Source organism: Phormidium sp. FACHB-1136 (genome assembly GCF_014697375.1).
Taxonomy (GTDB): Bacteria; Cyanobacteriota; Cyanobacteriia; order Phormidesmidales; family Phormidesmidaceae; genus Nodosilinea.
The window spans coordinates 1-22104 of record NZ_JACJRS010000015.1 but is presented as its reverse complement, the minus strand read 5'-3'; the positions used below and the strand labels follow the sequence as shown (position 1 = coordinate 22104).

The following is a 22104-nucleotide window of genomic DNA, read 5'->3' as shown; positions in this document are numbered from 1 at the left end:
GTGTCTGAATCTTATTCCGCGCCCCCCAACCCGCCTCTCCCGTCGCCGATTACAGGCTCTATTGATCCCTCCCCTGGGCTTCCCCAACGGTGGCTGGTGCAGGTCTGTCAACATCGTTCCTGCCTGCGGAATCGGAGTGATGAAGTACTGATCGCGTTTCGGGATCACCAATCTCCGCAGATTTTGGTGGCGGCGAGTGGCTGCATGGGGCAGTGTAGTTCGGGGCCAACGGTACACATTCTGCCCGATGATACCTGGTATTGCCGCCTGCACCCGGAGGATGTAGCCGTCATTGTGGAACAACATTTTGGCCAGGGACAACCCGTCGCCGCCTACCTGCACCCCCGATTTCATCACTCCTGAGAGGAGTAGGGCCTGCCATTCAAGCGAGGTAAAGGGGGAGACCTTGACGGAAATGAACGGCTAGGAGACAAAAACTGGGGGCATCCCAGTCTTTTAAGACTGGGATGCCTGTCTTGGTATTAACCCTCTGGATTCACCTCGATGGGCTTAACATGCCAGATGTCGCGGGTGTATTCGGCGATGGTGCGGTCGGCGGAAAATTTGCCGATGCGGGCCGCGTTCAAAATCGACATCCGCGTCCAGCGGGCCTGGTCTTCGTAGCAGCGGCTAACGTGTTCCTGGCACTGCACGTAGGCTCCGTAGTCGGCCATCACCAGGTAGGGATCGTCCACCAGCAGGGAATCCAGCAGGGGCAGGAACAGATCGGGGTGATCTGGGGCAAAGAGACCGCTGGCGATGCTATCGAGGACGCGCTTCAGTTCGGGGTTGGTGTCGTAGTAGAACCAGGGGTTGTGGCCCACGGCCTTGCAGGCGGACACTTGCTCGGTGGTGAGGCCAAACAGGAAGAAGTTGTCGGCCCCCACTTCTTCGCGGATTTCGATGTTGGCCCCATCCAACGTGCCGATGGTGAGGGCACCGTTGAGGGCAAACTTCATGTTTCCGGTGCCGGAGGCTTCGGTGCCAGCGGTGGAAATTTGCTCCGAGAGGTCGGAGGCGGGGAAGATGCGCTGGGCCAGGGAGACGTTGTAGTTGGGCAGGAACACTACCTTCAACCGTCCGGCCACGATGGGATCGGCGTTGACCACATCGGCCACGGCGGTGATCAGCTTCACCACCAGTTTGGCCATGGCATAGCCGGGAGCCGCCTTGCCGCCAAAGATCACCGTGCGGGGCACCACGGGCTGGTCGGGGTGTTGCAGAATCCGGTGGTACAGGGTGATGACGTGGAGGATGTTGAGCAACTGCCGCTTGTACTCGTGGATGCGCTTAATTTGCACATCAAACATGGAGTCGGGGTTGATCTCGATGCCGAGGCGGCTGTGGATGATGTGGGCCAGATCCCACTTGTTGGCCTGTTTGATGGAATGCCAAGCCTGCTGGAAGGTGGGGTTATCCAGGTGGGCTTCCAGGTGGCGCAGGTCGTCGAGGTTGGTAATCCAACTCTCGCCGATGGTTTCGGTAATGAGCTGGGACAGGCGCGGATTGCACTGCAACAGCCAGCGACGGGGGGTGATGCCGTTGGTTTTGTTGGTGAATTTGTCGGGCCAGAGTTCGTAGAAGTCGCGCAGCACGTCCTGTTTCAGTAGTTCCGTATGCAAAGCGGCGACCCCGTTGATGGCATGACTACCCACGCAGGCGAGGTTGGCCATGCGCACCTTCCGTTCGGGACTTTCGGCAATCAGCGATAGCCGCTCCAGCCGTTCGGGATCCTTGGGATAGCGCAGCTTCACCTGACTGAGGAAGCGGTGGTTGATCTCGTAGATTAGCTCCAGGTGGCGGGGCAGCAAGCGCCCAAACAAATCCACCGACCAGCATTCCAGGGCTTCGGGCATCAGGGTGTGGTTGGTATAGCCAAAGCAGCGCTGGGTGATGGTCCAGGCTTGATCCCAGTTAAAGTGATGCTCGTCTAGCAGAATCCGCATCAGTTCCGCCACGCCGATAGCGGGGTGGGTGTCGTTGAGCTGGATGGCAGCAAAGTCGGCCAGGGTTTCGAGATGGCCATGATCCCGCAGGTGCAGGCGAATGATGTCTTGCAGGGAACAGGCCACGAAGAAATACTGCTGTTGCAGCCGTAGCTCTTTGCCCTGGAGGGTTTCGTCGTTGGGGTAGAGGACTTTTGTGATGTTCTCGGAGATCATCTTGTCGGCCACGGCCCCAAAGTAGTCCCCGGCGTTGAAGGCATGGAGGTCAAAGGCGCTGCCCGCCTCCGCCTTCCACAGCCGCAGAATGTTGACGTTCTCGGTGCCGTAGCCCGGAACCGGGGAATCGTGGGGAATGCCGATTACCGTCTGTCCCGGCATCCAGCGCACGCGGTAGTCGTTGTCGCTGTCTTTATAGACCTCGGTGTAGCCGCCGAACTTGATTTCCACCTGATAATCGGGACGGGCGATCTCCCAGGGATTGCCAAAGCTCAGCCACTTGTCGGGCTGCTCGTGCTGGAAGCCGTTGTGGAGCACCTGGGTGAAGATACCAAATTCGTAGCGGATGCCGTAGCCAATGGCAGGCAGGTTCAGGGTGGTGAGGGAATCCATAAAGCAGGCCGCCAGCCGCCCCAGGCCACCGTTGCCCAGGCCCGGTTCTGCCTCCCGCTCCAGCAGTTCGTCCAGTTCCAGGCCCATATCGGCGAGGGTGTGGCGCATGGTTTCGTGCAGGCCCAGGTTGATCAGGCCGTTGCCCAGGTGGCGACCCATGAGGAATTCCGCCGAGAGGTAATAGACGGCCTTAGCTTTGCTGTCGGCGTAGGTTTTGGCGGTGCGGATGCGCTTTTTCATCAATTCGTTGCGCACGCTGTAGGCCAGGGCCATGTAGTAGTCGTGGGCATTGGCAAACTGCTCGTCCTTGCCCTGTTCGCAGTAGAGATTGGTGAATAGCGCCTGCTTAAGCTGCTCCGACGACTCGCTGTGATAGGGCGTCAACGGTGGATCCCGATAGACAGCCCCCTCTGCCGAAGGCTGAGTAATGCTGAATCGGGGACTCTCGGGCTGAGAGACCTGAGAGGTCTGGGAAGATTGGGTGGATGGTCTAATCATGGTTGGCCCCTAACTACATGCATGGTCATGGTCTGTCCCTTCAGCGCACAAGTTGGGGCAAAGCCCTAGGCGCACTCAAGGCGTGAACTCAGTTGTTGAAGTCGTTGAATAGTGGGATAGCTATAGATTCGCTCACTGGGCTGAATACCGAACTGGGAGCTTTAACGGTAATATAGCCAACGCGAATCAGGTTATTAAATCGACTTAAGTGATTTCATGGTAGCGGCTTTCAAGACAAAACGCACGGAGCTTTGTAAAGGCTTCATTCATGCCGCCATTGATTTTTTGGCGATCCCAAAATTTTGCAATCACCGATTGCCTTCAACGCCTGAAAAAATGAACGCCATCATCCTAGATTTAGAATACCCAGAATCCTTATCCAATCACACATATGAAGACCTTGACCTAAGCTGTAATTATGAGAGCTAAATGTAGCAATGTTAAGTTATTTTAACCAATGCGTCTTCCGATGAACTTTTGAGGTCGCTTCGATTCTTAAAGCTTTGGTGTATGGAGTCCTTGAAGATGTAACAGACTATTGCGAAGATGAGCCTGATCGGTCATTTTACCCAGGAAAATCAGCGTCGCCTTCAGCGGAGGTCAGGAGAAAATCAAGGTTGAGTCAGACTATCTATCCCTGAATCAAGGGGCAATTAGGCAACGTTTGATCGATGCCCCTAAACAGGCGTCGGCAGTTTAGGGGGAGATCGAGAAGTGGGTCGAGTTGCCTTCCTTGGGTTGGGCGATCCCTAAAGCTTCGTTAGGGTTTCTCTAGTGTGACAACAGTTACAGATAATCCACAGAAAGATTAGAATTTATTCTGAATTCAGCCGACAAAAACCGCTAATGTCCGATGCTGTCGTTCATCGCCGAGACGGGCAGGTCTTGGCGCGACAGCAGATGTCCCAAGGGAAGCGTAGCTAGAAATACAAATTTCCCTCGATGGATTCCCAATTCTTCCATGGTTCCCCCAAATTTGAGGGCCATGATTTCTCGCATTCCTGCCCCGCCACAGGGTCGATCAGGATAGGGAAAAACGCTCTCCACCGATGGATTGGCCCCGGTAACGGCAAATCACGAAGTTTTGTAACACAATATGAGGTGTACCAATGACGCAGCGTGAATCACGATGACGGCTACCCCCACTCAACCGGATGTCTCCACTCAACCGGACATGTTGCGGCCCCAGTTACCCCAGGGATTGCCCGCTGGTGGCCCTGATCCCCAGCGCTTTGATGTGGCCGAAGCCTGGTATCCCGTCGCCTACGTTGAAGATTTAGACCCAGTCCTACCCACCCGCTTTACCCTACTGGATCAAGGTTTGGTGATTTGGTGGGATCCAAAGGGGAACATCTGGCGGGTGTTTGAGGACAAATGTCCCCACCGTCTCGCGCCTCTGTCCGAAGGTCGCGTCAACGAAGCGGGGCTGTTGGAATGTCCTTACCATGGCTGGGCCTTTTCCGGGGAGGGCACCTGTGAGCAGATTCCCCAACAGGCGGCGGATACCGAGGCCCATCGATCTTCGCGAGCCTGTGCGGTGGCCCTGCCCGCCATCGTCAAACAGGGGTTGTTGTTTGTCTACCCCGGCAAAGCCGAGAATGCGCCCCAGGTGGCGGTGCCCATCATCGGCCCGGTGGAGGAAGACCCCGATGGCTGGGTGATGCTCAACACCTTTCGGGACTTGCCCTACGACGCGATCACCCTGCTGGAAAACGTCCTCGATGCCAGCCACATTCCCTACACCCATCACAAAACCGTGGGTAACCGCGACAACGCCGCTCCCATGGTGACAGAAATGGTGGATTTCTCCAAGCAAGGGTTTCGCGTTCGATGGCCAGAAGGCCCCCGCAAGGGCAAACTCGGCACCCAGCACACCGTGTTTGTTGCCCCAGGATTGATGTACCAAGACCTCACCTCCAAGCAATTTGGCCGCACCCTCACCGTGGTCTACGCCACCCCCATTCGCAAGGGGGAATGCCGCCTGTTTGCGCGGTTTCCCTTCAAATTCTCCGCCAAGCTACCGGGGTTGTTCATTCAGATCACCCCCCGTTGGTTTAGCCACATCGGCAACAATGGCGTGCTAGAGGACGACCAAATTTTTCTGCATCTTCAAGAGCGCGAACTGGAAAAGGCAGACCCCAAACCCTACGCCCAGGCTTGCTATTTGCCCACCCAGGCGGATCGCTACGTGATAGCCTACCGCAAATGGTTGAGCGACTTCCAGGCCTATCCCTTCCCCGGCCAACCTCTGCCGCCAGCATTACCCACCACCGCCCTCTTGGATCGCTACCAGTCCCACACCCAGCACTGCCGCAGTTGTCGGGTAGCGCTACGGCGGATTCAGACCCTTCGCACGGGCCTGCTGATCGTCAGTGCCGTGGCCTGGTCGCTGATTCCTTTGACCCTAACCCTAGCCGGAAGCCTCTCCCCCCTCGGCGGCACCCTGTTGACGGGAGTTCCCCTCATCGCCGGATCCCTATGGCTGTGGCTGGGTCGCCTAGAGCGCCAATTTTCCGAAGGCCGTGCCCTGCCCCCTCGCAACCGTCCGATCAAAACGCAAAAACCTTAACCCTGACTTAAGTTAACAATAACCTTGAGTTTAAGGGAGAATTGATATAGTCAAGGCATCGCCTTTTCGATGGTTTTTAGCGGCTATGCGCCTCTTTGCAGTCGGTGATATTCATGGCTGCGCCACCGCCTTTGACACCCTTTTGTCAGCGATTGCGCTACATCCCAGCGACCGCATGATTACCCTGGGAGACTACATCAATAAAGGGCCAGAAACAAAGACCGTTTTAGACCTTTTACTACGCCTGTCTAGCTGGGGCGTATTAATACCACTCCTGGGTAATCACGAGCTCAAAATGCTCATTGCAGGGCGGTTTGGGCGGGCCGTTGTCCATGGTGAAGTGTTTGTTGATACCCATACCCTAGCCTCCTACGCTGGGTTACCGCCGGGGGGCGAGGTTAATCCCGTCGATTTAACCGTCATTCCCGATAGCCATTGGCATTTTTTGCAGCATGATTGTCTGCGCTGGTTTGCAACCAATAAACACATTTTTTCCCATGGGATGCTGTCCTCCCAAATGCCCCTACTCCGTCAGCCAGATCGGGTGATTTTTTGGAACAAATTAGAGCATCCTCAACCCCATTCATCGGGCAAGGTTCTCGTGTGTGGCCATACCCCCCAACGTAGCGGTTATCCCCTCAATTTAGGGCACACCATTGGGTTAGATACCGCCGCCTGTGAAGGGCAGTGGCTCACCTGCCTAGACATCACCAGCGGCAACATTTGGCAGGCCAACCAACAGGGCCAATTGCGCCAATCACACCTACAAGACTATGGAGCGATGCCACCCACCTTTCCCCACGCGGCCAGGCCCATGGCTCCAGGAGAAACGGGTCTGCCCGCTGGCCCTGCTCCCGCTTGGCCGATGACCCCAGGGTACATTGAGACAGCCGCTAACCCTTATGTGGCAACGGTTTAAGGTCAACCTATCCGTGGCTTTAAGTCGTTCAGTCGGGCGAACCACGGGGGTCGCCGCCTTGGCCCTAAAACCACTTTCAATTTAGCCCTGTGGACAGGGCTTGAGAAGGGCGATGCCAAAAGGCTATAACGACCGCTGACACTGTGTTACAAACCGTTTACGACTGGGTGCCTTGTGTTAGAGTAAGCGGGTAACATGTTTTGCTTTCGGTAGGCTGGTTAATCACAGTCTGATCTCAGTTTTCGGGTAAATCGGTGAGTGCCACTCCGAATCGAACTTGTCTACATTTCACGTCTAATTTGGAGTTGTGCCATGTCGATTTATGTAGGGAACCTAGCCTACAATGCCACGGAGGGAGACATTACCGAAGTCTTCGCCGAGTATGGGGCCGTTAGCCGAGTGACGGTACCCACCGACCGGGAAACGGGGCGTCCTCGCGGTTTTGCCTTTGTGGAAATGGAAAAGGAAGCTGACGAAGATGCGGCCATTGAGGCCCTCGACGGAGCGGAATGGATGGGGCGCGAGCTTCGGGTCAACAAAGCGCGGCCTAAGGAAAAGCGGTCTGGTGGTGGCGCACCCCGAGGCAACTTTGGTGGTCGCGACAATGGCGGCAACCGCGAGTTCTCTCGCTGGTAAACCCAGACGCCTAGGGAGGTGGCCCTCAGTCCTCCTCTACAACCAAACAGAATTGTGAGCCTATGGCAGAGAACTCGTTTTCTCTGCCATTCTTGTTGGGGCGAGGGTGAGGGGCAAAATAGGTTGTTTCTTCGGCTGCGGGTGAGACAGCAGGCTTAGGGGCTAGGATAGCCTGCGTTCTCCTAGGGATTAAAGATTTTCTTTATATTTTCTGCCTGTTTTGGCGATGCAGATCGGCAAAATCTGGGATTTCTAGGGGTATGGCTCGTCACCATAGCGTCGAGCCAGCCTTGCCCTCTTGCCTAATCTATGTGCTATGTGCCCTCTCAATCTGGACTATCTACACCATCTCTGCCACGATCCAGTGGCCTTTCAACAGCTTCAGCACCTATTCGCGGAATGGGAGGCCCAGTATCAGCAGTTGGCGACCCAGGTGGCCCAGCAGATGCAGGACAATCAAGCCTTAGCGACTCAGCAACGTGCTACCGAGGCCGCGAGTCAGGCTAAAAGCCAGTTTTTGGCGATGATGAGCCACGAGCTGCGCACCCCCCTCAATGCCATTTTGGGGTTGTCGTCTCTGCTCAGCCAGCAGGTGGTAGGGCCGCTGACCGCCAAGCAGTTGGAATACCTCAACTGTATCCACGCCAGTGGCGAACACCTTCTATCGCTGATTAGCGACATCCTCGATCTCTCGAAGGTGGAAGCGGGGCAGGAACACCTGCGGCTCTCGGCAGTGGATCTTCCGGCCCTGTGCCAAACCTGCATGGCGATGGTGGAGCCTCGGGTGGCCCCCAAGCCCATCGCCCTGTCCTACCAGGTGGATGCAGCAGCCCAGGACTGCTTCGCCGACGAGCATCGTCTCCGCCAAATGTTGTTGAACCTGCTCTCTAACGCCATCAAGTTTACGGATCGGGGGCAGGTGACGCTGACGGTGCAGGGGGTGGGCGACCTAGTACAGTTTGCCGTGGCCGATACGGGCATTGGCATCCCAGAGGACAAGCTCAATCAGCTTTTTCAGCCCTTTACCCAACTGGATAACACCCTCAATCGCCGCTACGACGGCACCGGACTAGGGCTCGCCCTCACCCAGCAACTCGCCCAATTGCACGGCGGCTATGTCACGGTGGAATCCGTGGTTAACCAAGGCAGTCGATTTTTGCTGTATCTGCCTAGGCATGGCCATCCCAGTAAAACCTTGCGCCCGTCTGAACCCACGCCGCCTCGCGCCCCAACCAACGCCCCTAGCCTAGTGATGCTCGATCCCAACCCCGACCGCCACCATCCCTGGCTAAATTACCTCCAACTCTGCGGCTGGCAGGTCAACCGCCAGACCGATTGGCCGGAGGTCATCGCCGCCCTCCAGCCCCAGCCGCCTCACCTGCTGGTGATTCTGGCTCAGGAAGAGGATCTTGCCCTCGTCGCCAACCTTCAACGGTTGCCTACCCCCCGCCCAACCCTGGTGCTGCTGACGGAACCTGAGATCCCCCCCGTCACCGCCCCCGTGGCAACCCTGGTGGATCTCGTGCTATCCCTACCGCTCACGGTACCTAAACTGGAACGACTGTTGGCCCTAGGATCGATGCACCGATGATAGGCCATCTGGCTTGTTCGTCCCCGCTGATACCGGGGACGCAGACAGCACCCGTGAATACCGGAGGCCGGGGTGAGACTTGGGGTTTGCCAAGCCAGATGCGGTGGGAAATCAGGGTGAACCCTGGCCATAGAACCCGATGGGGCGGGTTATAGTGTGGGTCGGTTATGTCTTGTGTTTTTGGTCTTTTTTTACCGCCTAGGTAGCCCCATGAGTGCCAGCAGCCCTGTTGTTGAAATTTTGTCTGCCGAAGAAATGCGGCGTACCCTCAATCGTCTGGCCTCGGAGGTGATTGAGCGGGGCGGAGACCTGCGCCACCTAGTGCTAATCGGTATCTACACCCGTGGGGTACCCCTAGCCCATATGCTGGCCCACCAAATTCAGCGCCTGGAGGAGGTGCAACTGCCCGTGGGGGCCATCGACATCACCCTCTATCGCGACGACCTCGACAAAATTAGCACCCGCACCCCCGCCCGCACCAAAATTCCCTTCGACCTCACTAACAAAGTGGTGGTGCTGGTGGATGACGTAATCTACAGCGGACGCACCATTCGCGCCGCCCTCAATGCCGTGCTGGACTATGGTCGCCCCAGCGCCATTCGTCTTGCCGTCCTGGTAGACCGAGGCCATCGGGAACTGCCCATCCACCCCGACTTTGTGGGACGGGTGCTACCCACCGCCAAGGACGAATTAGTCAAAGTCTTCCTCCACGACACCGATGGCCGCGATGGGGTGCAGTTGTTGAAACCAGAGGGGTAACCTTCTTGCCGACGTTCTTGCCGACGTTCTTGCCTACTATGGAGGATGAACGTTGTTGAGTTAACCCTGTGACTGTATCGCCCCTGGCCACCCACGAAACCCAAGTCCGCAAGGCCGATCATTTGCGGATTTGCCTCGATGACAATGTGCAGTGCAGCCAGGTGAGCACGGGGCTGGAGCGGTTGCGGTTTCGCCATTGTGCCCTGCCAGAGGTGGATTGGCAGGATCTTGATCTGAGTACGGAATTCTTGGGCCATCGCCTGGGGGCACCGTTGCTGATTTCCTCCATGACGGGGGGCACCGAGGAAGCCCAGCGAATTAACCAGCGTCTAGCCGCCACCGCCCAGCGCTACGGTCTGGCCATGGGGGTCGGTTCCCAGCGAGTCGCCGTAGAGAACCCCGACCTAATGACCACCTTTCGGGTGCGGGACGTGGCCCCAGACATTCTACTACTGGCCAACCTGGGGGCGGTGCAGCTCAATTATGACTACGGCCTCGACCAATGCCACCAGGTGGTGGATCACCTAGAGGCCAGCGCCCTGATTCTGCACCTCAACCCCCTGCAAGAGGCGGTGCAAACCCGTGGCGACACCAATTTCAAAGGACTGCTGACCAAAATTGAGCAAATCTGCGCCGCCCTGCCCGTGCCCGTGGTGGTGAAGGAGGTGGGCAACGGCATCTCTGCCCCCCTAGTGCGGCGACTGATGGAGGCGGGGGTGGCCGCTGTGGATGTGGCTGGGGCCGGGGGCACTTCCTGGGCCAAGGTGGAAAGCGAACGGGCCACCGATCCCCTCCAGCGTCGCCTGGGCCAAACCTTTGCCGATTGGGGCCTGCCCACCGCCGATTGCCTGATCTCCGCCCGCCAAGTCGCCCCTAACCTACCGCTGATTGCCTCCGGTGGCCTGCGCAACGGCCTAGACGTGGCCAAAACCCTCGCCCTAGGGGCCGATCTGGCAGGGCTGGCCTATCCCTTTTTGAAGGCCGCCAGCGATTCTGAAGCCGCCGTTGCCGCCCTCGCCGAGGTACTAATCGCCGAAATCAAAACCGTCCTCTTTTGTACCGGGCAAGCCACCCTCTCCGGCCTCCGCCAGGAAGGGGTTTTGCTGAAATCCAAAAGTCTTTAGGGTCGCCTGATTATTCTCTAGCCTGTACGACATAGGACTACCGATGACTCCGGTTAAAGGAAGCGTCATACCTGCACTCACCTGACTGGGGTGGCCCCCAACCGTCAGATTCTCGTCCTTAGCACCGCCTCTTCCCGGCAAGGCCTATGACCAAGGCCTCTAACCCCAGCTTGGCATGATGCGCCCTACGGGTCGGGGAGGGTTTGGGCGATGGTGAGCCATTCTTTGACGACGTAGGGCGCGACGACGAGTTGGGCGGGGGCTTGGCCCACCAGGGGCACGGACAGGGTGAGGGGAATGGGGCGGGGCATCACCGTCAACACCGCCGCTAGGTCGTATTGGCTAACGTTGTCGGGCAGCACCGAGGCTGGGGTTTGGGGATCGAGGGCGTAGGGGGCGATCCAGTGGGCGGTGGTTCCGGTGTCGATAGTGAGGTCACCCTGGCGATCCACCGTCACCTGCCCCGGAAAGCCGACAAGACGCAGGTAGATGCCCTGGATCTCTGACCCTCGGTAGCGTTTGAATACCGTGGCCTGCCAGGCCATATCCCGCTGATCGCGCAGGCTTTGGCGAGATCGGAAGGTGGTTTGGCCCGGTTGTTCGTGGTAGGTGTGGATGGAGGCCCAGGCGGGGGCCGCAGTGACGATCAGCAGCAACAGACCCAGCGCCAACGCTAGAGCCAGACGCCGTGCCCAGACCCACAGGGTATCTGGGGTGATTCGGTGGCTAACAGTCATGACCTCTCCTTGGCCGGCGGGCGAGGAGATCGATCCTCTACCCCTACCCCTACCCCGTCCCATACCCTACAGGTTAGCCATCTGGTCGAGGGTTTGGCGATAGCCAGCGGCATTGCCCTGTTGCAGGTAGAGGTTCGCGGCCTGTTCAAAGTCTTGCCGTGCCCCCAGGCTGTCTCCCAGGCGGGCTCGCGCCATACCCCGGCTCAAGAACAACTCCGGGTTGTTTTGGTTGGAACCTTGGATGATGGCACGGGTGAAGTCCTCGTAGGCGCTGGGGATTTGTCCCACGGTCAGGTAGGCTTCGCCCCGGGCGGCGTAGGCATCCAGGTTGTTGGGTTGGATGGCCAGGGCTTGGCTATAGTCGTCGATGGCTCCAAAGGGATCCCCAAGGGCCATGCGAACTTGCCCCCTGGCCAGGAAGGCATCGACGTAGGCGGGGTCGATAAACAGGGCCTCGGTGTAGCTTTCTAGGGCCGCGAGAATATTTCCGGCCTGCTTCAGCACGTCGCCTTGTTGCTTATGGGCCAAGGCAGAATCGGGATTGAGTTGCAGCACCTGGGCAAAGTCCTGTTCGGCCCCCCTCAGGTTGCCCTGACTGGCGCGAATGGCCCCCCGACTGAGGTAGGCTTCGGCCAGTTGGGGGTTGAGTACCAGGGCTTGATTTAAGTCCTGGAGGGCACGGGTGGTACGGCCCTGGCGGAAATACACATGGCTACGATTGAGGTAGGCGCTGGCCAGTTGATCGTTGCGGCGAATGGCCTCGTTCAGGTCGTTGAGGGCGGCGTCATACAGCCCTAGGCGATAGTGGGCCACCCCGCGTCCCATATAGGCTCTGGGCCGATCCCCATTCAGTTCAATGGCACGACTAAAGTCAGCAATCGCCCCTGGATAATCGCCCAGTGCTTCCTGCGCAAAGCCCCGCAGCAGGTAGGCCGAGGCGTGGTTGGGGTTAATGGCCAGGGCGGTGTTAAAGTCCTCCAGGGCCAGGTCGTAGCGCCCCCGTTCGGCGTCAATCAGCCCCCGGTAGAGGTAGGCGTTGGCGTTGGTGTCATCGGCGGCCAGGGCGGTGTTAAAGTCCTCCAGGGCCTGGGCCAGATCCCCTTGCCGATAGAACACCGCGCCCCGTGCCAGATAGGCGGTGGCGTTGCTGGGGTTGATGGCAATGGCTCGGTTGAGGTCGGCGAGGGCCAACTCCGTTTCGCCCTGCTGCGCTAGGGTCAACCCTCGATAGAGGTAGGCATTGGCGTTGCTGGGGTCGAGGGTGAGGGCGTTGGTGAAAAATTCTAGCGCCTCAGGATAGTTCTGGCTGTTGTAGCGTTCGATGCCCTGGTTGAGGGCTTCTACCGCTAGGACACGCGGGTCTTCCTCCGCTTCAATGGCGGGGAAGTCCTCTTCCTCTTCCTCTTCCTCTTCCTCTTCCTGGCTGAGTTCCCCATCCTCTAGGTCGTCCGCTGGGGGCATGGCTTCCGTGGGCAGGTTTTCCGGCAGCAAACCGTCTAACGAATCCTGCTCGAACCAAAGGCTGTCGGCAGGGGCTAGTTCAATGTCGGAGTCATCGGGGGTCGCGTCCGTGGTGCCCGCCCCCCACGGAGTGTCTACCTGGGTGGGAAGGGGCTGTTTGTCCTCAGCCTCGGAGGCGGCACCGTCCTGGGCCTGGGCCACAGGCAACAGGGCCAGGAGTGTTCCTAACACCCCACAGACCAACAGGATATGGCGTAGTTTCATAATGTTTCCCTCCCCCTCTGGGGTCTGACGCTGGGGTCTGAGCGACATAACACAACCCTGGGCCTAATGATAGGTCAGCTTTTTCAGGTTGGAATATTGATGTTGCGGTTTCGCGGTGACCGATGCCGTTGCGGGCTGGGGGGCTGGCGGATCTATACCCCCCTCGTCACCGTCTCTAGCCAGGCCCAGCATCTAACCTATCTAACCTGGGGCAGGGCGTTAAGGTCGTGAACTAATCCGGGTAATCTAGATAGCGGGGATTTCACAGGTGGAGGTCGATGGCGGATGATCCGGGGTGAGTTAGTGTGTCATTTTCGGCCCGGTGGGCAGGTGGTCTATGCCAACGAGGCCTACGGTCAATACTTTGGTTGCGACGTGGTGGATCTGGCCAATCTCACCGAACCTCCCCACCTCAGTCAGAGTCTCGATGGCTGGCCCGAACTGAACGTGATGACCATCACCCTCGACCATGCTCAGCTTAACCACGAAACCCGCATCCAGGCTCCCAACACCGAGGTGCTGTGGCAGCAGTGGTACAACCATGGCCAGTTTGACGACCAGGGCCAACTGATCGAAATTCAGGCCGTCGGACGCGACATCACCCGCTATAAACGGGCGGAGGTGCGTCTTCAGCACCAGATCGAGCGAGAAAAGTCCCTAGGGCGGCTGGTGGATCGTCTGCGCCAAAGCTTTGACCTCCAGGATATGTTTGCTGTGGCCACCGAGGAACTGCGGCACCTGCTGGGCTGTGATCGCACCTCGGTGTACCAGTTTGCCGAGGACTGGAGCGGTCACTTTGTCTCGGAATCTGTGGCCGAGGGCTGGATCCGGCTGGTGGGGGATGGCCGTCGCACCATCTGGTCAGACACCTACCTACAAGAGCACCGGGGAGGCCGCTACCGCCACCGGGAAACCTTTGCCGTAGATGACATTTACCTCAGTGGCCACACCCCTTGCCACATCGACATTTTGGAGCAATTTCAGGTGCGGGCCTATGCCATCGTGCCCATTTTTCAGCAAGACCAGCTCTGGGGGCTGCTGAGCGCCTACCACAATGCCACCTCCCGCCGCTGGCAAGCCCAGGACGTGGATCTGATGACCCAGGTGTCTCACCATTTGGGGTTAGCGCTGTACCAAATTGGGCTGTTGGATCAGGCTCAACAGGCGAAGGATGCCGCCGAGCGGGCCAACCGCGCCAAGAGCGACTTTTTAGCCCACATGAGCCACGAACTCCGCACGCCCCTGAACGCCATCCTCGGCTATGCCCAGCTTTTGCGCCGCGACACCCGCCTACCCGAAGACACCCAAGATCACCTCGCCACCATCGCCTCCAGCGGCGAATACCTGCTCAGTCTGATTAACGACATCCTCAGTTTGGCCAAAATAGAAGCAGGCCAAATGAGTTTAATCGCCAGTGCCTTTAGCCTGCCGGACTTGGTGCAGCAGTTGGTGGATATGCTGTTGCCCAGGGCCAACGCCCAGGGGCTGAGCCTCACCTTTCACCTGGGGGAGGATCTGCCCTCCTACATCCGCACCGACCAGGGTAAACTTCAGCAAATTTTGCTCAACCTGCTGGACAACGCCCTCAAGTTCACCCCCGCCGGGACGGTGATCCTAACGGTGGCTGGGGCTAAACCCGAGGACAGCCAGACTCCCACGTTACGTTTCAGCATCAGCGACACTGGCCCCGGCATTGCTGCCGACCAAATCCGGGATTTATTTCAGCCCTTTTCCCAAACCGACACGGGCCGCACCCGCCAGGATGGAACGGGTCTGGGGTTGGCCCTCAGTCGGCGGTTTGCCCAAATCCTAGGGGGCGACCTCACCCTGGCCCACACTAGCCCCCAGGGCAGCACCTTCGTCCTGCATCTGCCCGTAACGGTGGTGGATCAGGTGGAGCTAAAGCCGCGCCCAGGGGACGAAGCCGTGCTGGGTCTGGCCCCCGATCAGGCGGTGCCGCGCATCCTCGTAGCCGACGACAACGAACCGAATCGGCGGCTGCTCCTCACCCTGCTCAAAACCCTAGGCTTTGAGGTGATGGGAGCCTGCGATGGCCAGGATGCCGTAGATCAGTGGCGGCAGGGGCACCCCAACCTGATTTTGATGGATCTCCGGATGCCCCGGATGGACGGCTACCAAGCCACCTGGCAGATTCGATCCGAGAGCGCCGAGAGCGCCGCTGGGCCAGTGGTGATCGCCCTTAGCGCCAGTGCCTTTGACGAAGATGAAGTGACGGCCCTAGAGAGCGGCTGCGACGGCTTCCTCCGCAAGCCCATCCGAGAGAACGACCTACTAGAGGCCATCCGACAACATCTTGGGGTACGCTATGTCTATGCCGAGCCAACCGTTCCAGCCGCCCCCGTCTCCCTCGGTTCGCCATCCGTCGATGCATCTGGCCTCGATTTAACCGCCCTCCCCGCCGACTGGGTGCAGCGGCTGTATGCAGGAGCGATGGTGGCCAATAGCCAAGCGCTTTATGCCCTGCTAGATGACCTGCCCCCCGACCATCAACCGTTGGCTCTCACCTTGCGCCGTTGGGTGCAGGATTTTCGTTGTGACAAAATTGTCGAACTGGTAGAACAAGGGCGTGACGCAACCGGAAGGGAATCCGATCATCCTGATTGTGGATGACACCACCGAGAATTTGCGGGTGCTGTCCACTGCACTTATCGCCCAGAGCTACGATGTGCGTGGGGTGATTAATGGCGACATGGCGCTGCGGGTGGCCCAGGCCGAGCGCCCTGATTTAATTTTGCTGGATATTCGGATGCCAGGGATGGACGGCTACGAGGTGTGTCGGCGGCTGAAGGGAAACCCAACCACCCAAGACATCCCCGTGATTTTTCTCAGCGCCCTAGGGGATTCCATCGACAAGGTGCAAGCCTTTGGGGTGGGTGGCGTGGACTATATTACCAAGCCCTTCCAACTCGATGAGGTGCTGGTACGGGTGAAGAACCAACTGGCCCTCCAGATCGCCCAGCGCACCATTCAGCGGATGAACCAAACCCTGGAACAGCAGGTAAAAACCCGTACCGCCGAACTGGCTCAGGCCAACCGCATCCTCAGTCAAGAAATTGAAGAACGCAAGCGCATCGAGAAAGACCTGCGCGATTCGGAGATGCGCTACCGCCTGGTGGCCGACAACATCAGCGACCTGGTGGGCCTGCACGACCTGAAGGGGCATTTTATCTACGTCAGCCCTTCCTGCCTGGGCCTGCTGGGTCACACCGCCGACAAGCTGACGGGGCAAAACTTCTACGACTTCATCCACCCCGACGACCGGGAGCGGGTGCGCCTACAAATCCAAGCCCTGCGCCCCCCCCAAACCCTAGCCCAGTTGATCTACCGGGCGGTGCGATCCTCCGGCGACGAGCTTTGGCTAGAGACCCTAGCCCGTCCCATCCTCAACGAACGGGGCCGAGTGGTGCAGGTGCAAACGGTGTCGCGGGACGTGACCGAACGGGTGCGGGTAGAGGCCCAACTGCGCCACCAGGCGCTCTACGACGACCTCACCCAACTGCCCAACCGCACCCTGTTTATGGAGCGGGTAGACTATGCCCTCCACCAGGGGCACACCCCCCGTTCCTTTGCGGTGCTGTTCATTGATATTGACCGCTTTAAGCTGATTAACGACAGCCTGGGCCATGGGGCGGGCGATCATCTGCTGAAAACCGTCGTCCAAATTCTCGGCCAATACCTACGCCCCTGCGACACCCTAGCCCGCTGGGGGGGCGATGAATTTGGCCTGCTGCTGCCCGACCTCAATGACATCACCAGCGCCATTGAGGTGGCCACCGCCATCCAAACCGGATTGGCCCATCCCATCCATCTGGAGAATCAGCCCGTGGTGATCAGCGCCAGCATCGGTATTGTGTGGTCGGCGGGCTATTACCAAAGCGGCACCGAAATTCTCCGGGATGCCGACACCGCCATGTATCGGGCCAAAAGCCGGGGCCGTGCCTGCTACGAGGTCTTCGACCCGGAAATGCATCAGGAAATGCTGCACCGCCTCACCCTAGAACACGACCTGCGGCGGGCCATCGAAACCGATCAACTTCAGGTCTATTACCAACCCCAGGTAGACCTGGCCACGGGCCAATGGCTGGGGGTAGAGGCGCTGGCCCGGTGGCCCCACCCCGAACGGGGCATGATTAGCCCCCAGGTGTTTATCCCCATCGCCGAAGAAGCCGGACTGATCCAAGCCGTTGGGGAATGGGTGTTGTGGGCCACCTGCCATCAGTTGCAGCAGTGGCACCGCCAGTTTCCCGATCAGCCCCTCTATGCCAGCGTGAACGTGGCCAGTCAGCAACTTCAGCGGTCGGATTTCTTGAATACCATCGACCAAGTGCTGGCGAGCACCGCCCTCGATCCCGCCTTTCTCCACCTGGAAATTACCGAACGGGCCTTAATTGAAGACACCGCCCACACGGCTGAAGTCTTGGCCGGACTGCGGCAGCTTGGCATTCAGGTGAACCTAGACGACTTTGGTACCGGATATTCCTCCCTCAGCTATCTGCATCGTTTTCCGGTGGACGTGCTGAAGATCGATCAGTCCTTTGTGGGCCAAATTCAGCCCGATCATCCCCAATCCGAAGCCTTGGGGATCATCCGCGCCATCCTCAACTTAGCCCAGGGGATGGGAATGCAGGTGGTGGCCGAAGGGGTGGAAACCGACTATCAGCGGCAGCAACTCGCCCAGATGGGTTGCCCCATGGGTCAGGGCTATTACTTCGCCCGCCCCCTCCCCGCCGAAACCATGACCCAACGCCTGAGTGCCCAAGTCGTCGCGAATCCGTCCTAGGCGTCAACACTAAAGAAAACCATAGGGATTTCGCCAAACCGCCCGCGCTCCCTTTACCCTCATAGGTATCGTGTTCTCTCCCGCCGGAACGTGATTGGTTCTTGATGTCCCTAGGCGTTGCATTGGTTGCCATGACGCCCTCCTACAGCCCAGATCAACTGCTCTCCCGTTGCTCTACAGCGGGTCATTTCGCCATGGGAACGCCCTCCCACCTTCCCGATCTGCCGCCGTTCCAGCGTGACGTTACCCATGGTGAGGTGGCCGAAGCGCTGCGGGTGACGGGCACCGTGCAGGGGGTGGGCTTTCGGCCCACGGTCTATCGGCTGGCGGTGGAACTGGGGTTACGCGGCCATGTGCTGAACGATGGCGAAGGCGTGTTGATTCATCTGGCGGGTACCCAGGCCCAACTCAACCAGTTTGTGGCTAATTTACTGAAGGAAAAGCCACCCTTAGCCAAAATTGCCTGTATTCAGCGTTATTCCTTAGCCTTGGACGCCGTGACGGAACAAGGCTTCACCATTGCCGAAAGCACCCACACCCCCGCCCGCACCGAAATCCCCCCCGATGCCGCCACCTGTCCCCAGTGTCTAGCGGATATTCTCAATCCCCGCAGCCGCTACTTTCGCTATCCCTTCACCAACTGCACCCACTGCGGCCCCCGGCTCAGCATCATCCGCCACCTACCCTACGACCGCCAAAGCACCAGCATGGCCTGGTTTGAGATGTGCCCCTCCTGCCGCCAGGACTACCAGGACGTGGGCAACCGCCGCTTCCATGCCCAGCCCACCGCCTGCCCCGTCTGCGGCCCCAAGGTGTGGCTAGAGCGGGCCGACGGCAAACCTTCATGCAGCCAGTCCCTCTCCTTAGTTGACGAAGCCGAAGCCGTCGCTACCCTGATTTTGCGAGGCGAAATTGTTGCCATCAAAGGTCTAGGCGGTGTTCACCTCGCCTGCGATGCCACTAATGATGACGCCGTCCAGAACTTACGCCAGCGCAAACACCGCTACCACAAACCCTTCGCCCTCATGGTGAAGGATCTCGCCGCCATCGCCCCCTACTGCGAGATCAGCCCCCAGGAAGCCGAATTGTTGCAAAGCCCTGCCGCCCCCATCGTCCTCCTCACCCCACTCCCCACTCCCCACTCCCCACTCCCCACTCCCCACTCCCCACTCCCCCTCTCCCCATCCCTCTCCCCCGGCTTAGGAACTCTCGGCGTCATGCTGCCCTACACGCCCCTGCATCACCTGATTTTGCAGCGGTTGGATCGGCCCATTGTGATGACTAGCGGCAACCGTTCCGACGAACCGCAATGCATCACCAACGAAGCGGTACGGGAACAGTTGGGCGACATTGCCACCTACTTTTTGCTGCACAACCGCGACATTGTGAACCGGGTGGATGATTCTGTGGTGCGGGTCGTCGAGGGCCAGCCCCAGATTCTCCGACGGGCTAGGGGATACGCCCCTGCGCCGATTGCGTTGCCCGCTGGGTTTGAGTGTGTGCCGCCAATTCTCGCCCTCGGTGGCGAACTCAAAAGTACCTTCTGCCTGCTGCGGCCCGGACAGGCGATTCTCTCCCAACACCTGGGCGACTTGGAAAATGCAGCGGCCTACCAGGGCTATCGGCAGGCGCTGGATCTCTACCTCAACCTGTTTGAATACGAACCCGCTCATCTCGTCGTGGATGCCCACCCGGAATATCTCTCCACCAAACTGGGCCAAGACTGGGCCGAGCGTCAGGGCATTCCCCTCACCACTGTGCAGCACCACCATGCCCACATCGCCGCTTGCATGGCGGATAATGGCTTGCCGTTGGAAGCGCCCCCCGTCCTCGGCATCGCCCTAGATGGCCTGGGCTATGGCGACGATGGCACGCTCTGGGGCGGCGAATTTCTGCTGGCGGACTATCGCCAATGTCGTCGCCTCGCCCACCTCAAACCCGTGGCCCTGCTGGGCGGCACCCAGGCCATCCGCCAACCCTGGCGCAACACCTACGCCCACCTCGTCGCAGCCTTTGGGGATTGGCAAACCGTCCAGAAAACCTTCCCAAAACTGGCCTTGGTGCGCTTTTTCAAAAATAAACCCCTGGCCCTGCTAGATTCCATGCTGGCCCAAAACCTCAATGCACCCCTGGCCTCCGCCGCCGGACGCTTGTTTGATGCCGTCGCCGCCGCCGTGGGCCTCTGTCGCGAAACCGCCACCTACGAAGGCCAAGGAGCCATCGAACTCGAAGCCCTCATCCAACCCCACCACCTCGAATCCGCCCAAGATTCCGCCTACTCCTTCACCCTTCAGGGCACACCCAATACCGTAGGGGCGAGGTCTCCTCGCCCGCTGATCCTGGAGATCAACAAGCCGGATTCCGCATTCAACCCTCAACCCCTAGTGCTTGACCCCGCCCCCCTGTGGCCCAGTCTGCTCCAGGATTTACAGCAAAATACGGATCCCGCAATCATCGCCGCCCGTTTCCATGTAGGATTCGCCAACGCCCTATCCACCCTGGCCCAAAACCTGGCCCAACGTCACCACGTAACAACCGTTGCCCTCTCCGGCGGCGTGTTTCAAAATCAAATCCTCACCGCCCAAGTGAAACAAACCCTGCAAACCCTTGGCCTCACCGTCCTCACCCATCACCAAGTCCCCCCCAATGACGGCGGGCTCTCCCTCGGCCAAGCCGTGATCGCCGCCGCCCAATCCTCCCAACCACCGCCTACGTAGATCGCGGTTTTTAAGGCAAAGTTCAAAAGTTAAAAGTTAAAACCCCAAACTCAACCTAAAAGACTCCTATGTGCCTCGGAATTCCTGGACAGATTCAATCCATCAGCGACCCCGTTAACCAACTCGCTATTGTCGATATCAGCGGTGTGCGGCGGCCTGTCAACATTGCCTGCATTGTGGATGAAGACCATCCCCTCGAAAGCTGTGTGGGGGAATGGGTGCTGGTTCATGTCGGTTTTGCCCTCAACCGCATCGATCCCGACGAGGCGGCAGCTACGTTAGATTTACTTGATCAACTCGCAGAATTTGACACCAGGGAATTAGAAATAGCAAACTTAAAATGATCTCACAAAATCTCCCGATTTGAGATTGCTGTAAAAGGAGAAAAATAGTGCAATTACCAGAGCCTCAAGTAAAGACATTCTCTAATTTAGTTAATGCGATTGAGCAGGGACAAATTAAAATTCCGCAATTCCAGAGAGACTTTGTATGGACTATGCAGAAATCAGCAGGACTGATAGATAGCATTGTCAAAGGATATCCAATAGGAACATTTATTTTTTGGCGCACCAAAGAACGTCTCCGTTCTGTTAAAAATATTGGAAATCAACTTCTCCCAGAGGCTGATCAAGGCGATTTTGTCGATTATGTTTTAGATGGACAACAGAGATTAACAAGCCTTTTTGCCAGTCTGAGAGGTATCACCTTAGTTCGAGAAAATAGTCGAGAAGATGATTTCTCCAAAATTTTCATTGACTTAGATGCCGAAGAGTCTGATCAGATTGTTATAACTGACATCGAAGGCAGAGATACAGATGGCTTAATCAGTGTCCTGAATCTCTTGGCAGGTGACTTTACAGTATTAGCTTCATATTCCAGTAAATATCATGAGAAACTTAAAATCTACAAAAATAGAATTGAAAGCTATCAATACTCCATAATTCAGGTTAAAGATGCACCTGTAGATATAGCTACAGAGATTTTCACTCGAATCAATGTCGGAGGAAAGTCATTATCTCTTTTTGAGATCATGGTTGCAAAGACTTTTGATGCTGATAAGTCATTTGACTTGTCAGAGAAATTCCAGGAGCTAGTAGATGCACTAAAACCTCTAGACTACGAGACTATTTCAGATGCCACTGTTTTGCAAGTAATTTCATTGATTCTGACAAAAGAATGCAAGAGGCAAGTCATCTTAAACATTCGCAAGGATGAGTTTATCAATACTTGGGATAAAGCAAAAGATGCCATAGAGAGAACTGTTGAGTACTTTAAAAACTGCTATCGAATCCCAGTCTCTCAACTACTTCCCTACAATGCCCTGATTGTTCCTTTTTCTTATTTCTTCTTTCATCATCCTGATAAACTGGACAGTCATAAGTTCTGGACAGGGGTACTAAGTTACTAAGCTTTGGGAGACCTGAGGGGGCAAGGGGTTAAGCTTAGCGGCGATGAATTTAGGCAAAAGTAGAG

At 57.8% G+C, this 22104-nt stretch carries 16 protein-coding genes; 12 read left to right on the top strand and 4 right to left on the bottom strand.

The genetic code is table 11. From position 1 onward, the window contains the following. Entirely contained in the window at window positions 1-363 is a 363-nt protein-coding gene (locus H6G62_RS06760) for a (2Fe-2S) ferredoxin domain-containing protein (protein WP_347239302.1), read from the top strand. A 119-nt stretch (window positions 364-482) separates the two neighbouring features. On the opposite strand, the gene H6G62_RS06755 is transcribed toward H6G62_RS06760, so the two are convergent. Next, a complete protein-coding gene (locus H6G62_RS06755; RefSeq protein WP_190493355.1) occupies window positions 483-3053 on the bottom strand; it encodes a glycogen/starch/alpha-glucan phosphorylase in 2571 nt (856 codons plus the stop codon). Window positions 3054-3896: 843 nt separating this feature from the next. After that, a complete protein-coding gene (locus tag H6G62_RS06750) occupies window positions 3897-4040 on the bottom strand; it encodes a hypothetical protein (protein WP_190493354.1) in 144 nt (47 codons plus the stop codon). 142 nt (window positions 4041-4182) lie between these two features. Here H6G62_RS06750 and H6G62_RS06745 point away from each other — a divergent pair, with 142 nt between their 5' ends. The 6 genes from H6G62_RS06745 to fni all read left to right on the top strand — a co-directional run bounded on the left by H6G62_RS06745 (window position 4183) and on the right by fni (window position 10651). After that, the gene (locus H6G62_RS06745; protein WP_199324798.1) at window positions 4183-5622 is read left to right on the top strand and encodes a Rieske 2Fe-2S domain-containing protein; all 1440 of its coding nucleotides are present in this window, start codon (window positions 4183-4185) and stop codon (window positions 5620-5622) included. 85 nt (window positions 5623-5707) lie between these two features. Then, window positions 5708-6541: a metallophosphoesterase family protein gene (locus H6G62_RS06740; protein ID WP_190493353.1), complete on the top strand. Its 834-nt coding sequence runs from the start codon at window positions 5708-5710 to the stop codon at window positions 6539-6541. A gap of 312 nt (window positions 6542-6853) precedes the next feature. After that, window positions 6854-7177: an RNA-binding protein gene (locus H6G62_RS06735; RefSeq protein WP_190493352.1), complete on the top strand. Its 324-nt coding sequence runs from the start codon at window positions 6854-6856 to the stop codon at window positions 7175-7177. Between the two features lie 316 nt (window positions 7178-7493). Then, the gene (locus H6G62_RS06730; RefSeq protein ID WP_190493351.1) at window positions 7494-8768 is read left to right on the top strand and encodes an ATP-binding protein; all 1275 of its coding nucleotides are present in this window, start codon (window positions 7494-7496) and stop codon (window positions 8766-8768) included. A 210-nt stretch (window positions 8769-8978) separates the two neighbouring features. After that, window positions 8979-9527 carry a bifunctional pyr operon transcriptional regulator/uracil phosphoribosyltransferase PyrR gene (pyrR, locus tag H6G62_RS06725; RefSeq protein WP_190493350.1) on the top strand — a complete coding sequence of 183 codons (549 nt, stop codon included), beginning with the start codon at window positions 8979-8981 and terminating at the stop codon, window positions 9525-9527. Between the two features lie 68 nt (window positions 9528-9595). Further along, the gene (gene fni / locus H6G62_RS06720) at window positions 9596-10651 is read left to right on the top strand and encodes a type 2 isopentenyl-diphosphate Delta-isomerase (protein WP_190493349.1); all 1056 of its coding nucleotides are present in this window, start codon (window positions 9596-9598) and stop codon (window positions 10649-10651) included. 185 nt (window positions 10652-10836) lie between these two features. On the opposite strand, the gene H6G62_RS06715 is transcribed toward fni, so the two are convergent. Together H6G62_RS06715 and H6G62_RS06710 are read right to left on the bottom strand one after the other, a co-directional pair. Next, window positions 10837-11388, bottom strand: a complete 552-nt coding sequence (locus H6G62_RS06715; RefSeq protein WP_190493348.1) for a DUF3122 domain-containing protein — start codon at window positions 11386-11388, stop codon at window positions 10837-10839. Between the two features lie 66 nt (window positions 11389-11454). Further along, entirely contained in the window at window positions 11455-13113 is a 1659-nt protein-coding gene (locus H6G62_RS06710) for a tetratricopeptide repeat protein (RefSeq protein ID WP_190493347.1), read from the bottom strand. 303 nt (window positions 13114-13416) lie between these two features. Between H6G62_RS06710 and H6G62_RS06705 the strand changes: the two genes are divergently transcribed. The 5 genes from H6G62_RS06705 to H6G62_RS06685 all read left to right on the top strand — a co-directional run bounded on the left by H6G62_RS06705 (window position 13417) and on the right by H6G62_RS06685 (window position 22039). Then, the gene (locus H6G62_RS06705; protein ID WP_190493346.1) at window positions 13417-15744 is read left to right on the top strand and encodes an ATP-binding protein; all 2328 of its coding nucleotides are present in this window, start codon (window positions 13417-13419) and stop codon (window positions 15742-15744) included. After that, on the top strand, window positions 15701-17914 hold the full coding sequence (locus H6G62_RS06700) for an EAL domain-containing protein (protein ID WP_190493345.1): 2214 nt from the start codon (window positions 15701-15703) through the stop codon (window positions 17912-17914). The genes H6G62_RS06705 and H6G62_RS06700 overlap by 44 nt, the downstream gene beginning before the upstream one ends. 131 nt (window positions 17915-18045) lie before the next feature. Then, window positions 18046-20631 carry a carbamoyltransferase HypF gene (gene hypF, locus H6G62_RS06695; RefSeq protein WP_242051859.1) on the top strand — a complete coding sequence of 862 codons (2586 nt, stop codon included), beginning with the start codon at window positions 18046-18048 and terminating at the stop codon, window positions 20629-20631. 68 nt (window positions 20632-20699) lie between these two features. After that, entirely contained in the window at window positions 20700-20975 is a 276-nt protein-coding gene (locus tag H6G62_RS06690; protein WP_190493344.1) for a HypC/HybG/HupF family hydrogenase formation chaperone, read from the top strand. Between the two features lie 47 nt (window positions 20976-21022). Next, window positions 21023-22039, top strand: coding sequence for a DUF262 domain-containing protein (locus H6G62_RS06685; RefSeq protein ID WP_190493343.1), 1017 nt, complete (start codon window positions 21023-21025; stop codon window positions 22037-22039). The last annotated feature ends 65 nt before the right edge of the window (window positions 22040-22104 follow it).

Coding starts and splice junctions, on each gene's coding strand:
- H6G62_RS06755 (WP_190493355.1), bottom strand. CDS start 3,053: ATGATTAGACCATCCACCCAATCTTCCCAGACCTCTCAGGTCTCTCAG.
- H6G62_RS06750 (WP_190493354.1), bottom strand. CDS start 4,040: ATGGCCCTCAAATTTGGGGGAACCATGGAAGAATTGGGAATCCATCGA.
- H6G62_RS06745 (WP_199324798.1), top strand. CDS start 4,183: ATGACGGCTACCCCCACTCAACCGGATGTCTCCACTCAACCGGACATG.
- H6G62_RS06740 (WP_190493353.1), top strand. CDS start 5,708: ATGCGCCTCTTTGCAGTCGGTGATATTCATGGCTGCGCCACCGCCTTT.
- H6G62_RS06735 (WP_190493352.1), top strand. CDS start 6,854: ATGTCGATTTATGTAGGGAACCTAGCCTACAATGCCACGGAGGGAGAC.
- H6G62_RS06730 (WP_190493351.1), top strand. CDS start 7,494: ATGTGCCCTCTCAATCTGGACTATCTACACCATCTCTGCCACGATCCA.
- pyrR (WP_190493350.1), top strand. CDS start 8,979: ATGAGTGCCAGCAGCCCTGTTGTTGAAATTTTGTCTGCCGAAGAAATG.
- H6G62_RS06715 (WP_190493348.1), bottom strand. CDS start 11,388: ATGACTGTTAGCCACCGAATCACCCCAGATACCCTGTGGGTCTGGGCA.
- H6G62_RS06710 (WP_190493347.1), bottom strand. CDS start 13,113: ATGAAACTACGCCATATCCTGTTGGTCTGTGGGGTGTTAGGAACACTC.
- hypF (WP_242051859.1), top strand. CDS start 18,046: ATGACGCCCTCCTACAGCCCAGATCAACTGCTCTCCCGTTGCTCTACA.
- H6G62_RS06690 (WP_190493344.1), top strand. CDS start 20,700: ATGTGCCTCGGAATTCCTGGACAGATTCAATCCATCAGCGACCCCGTT.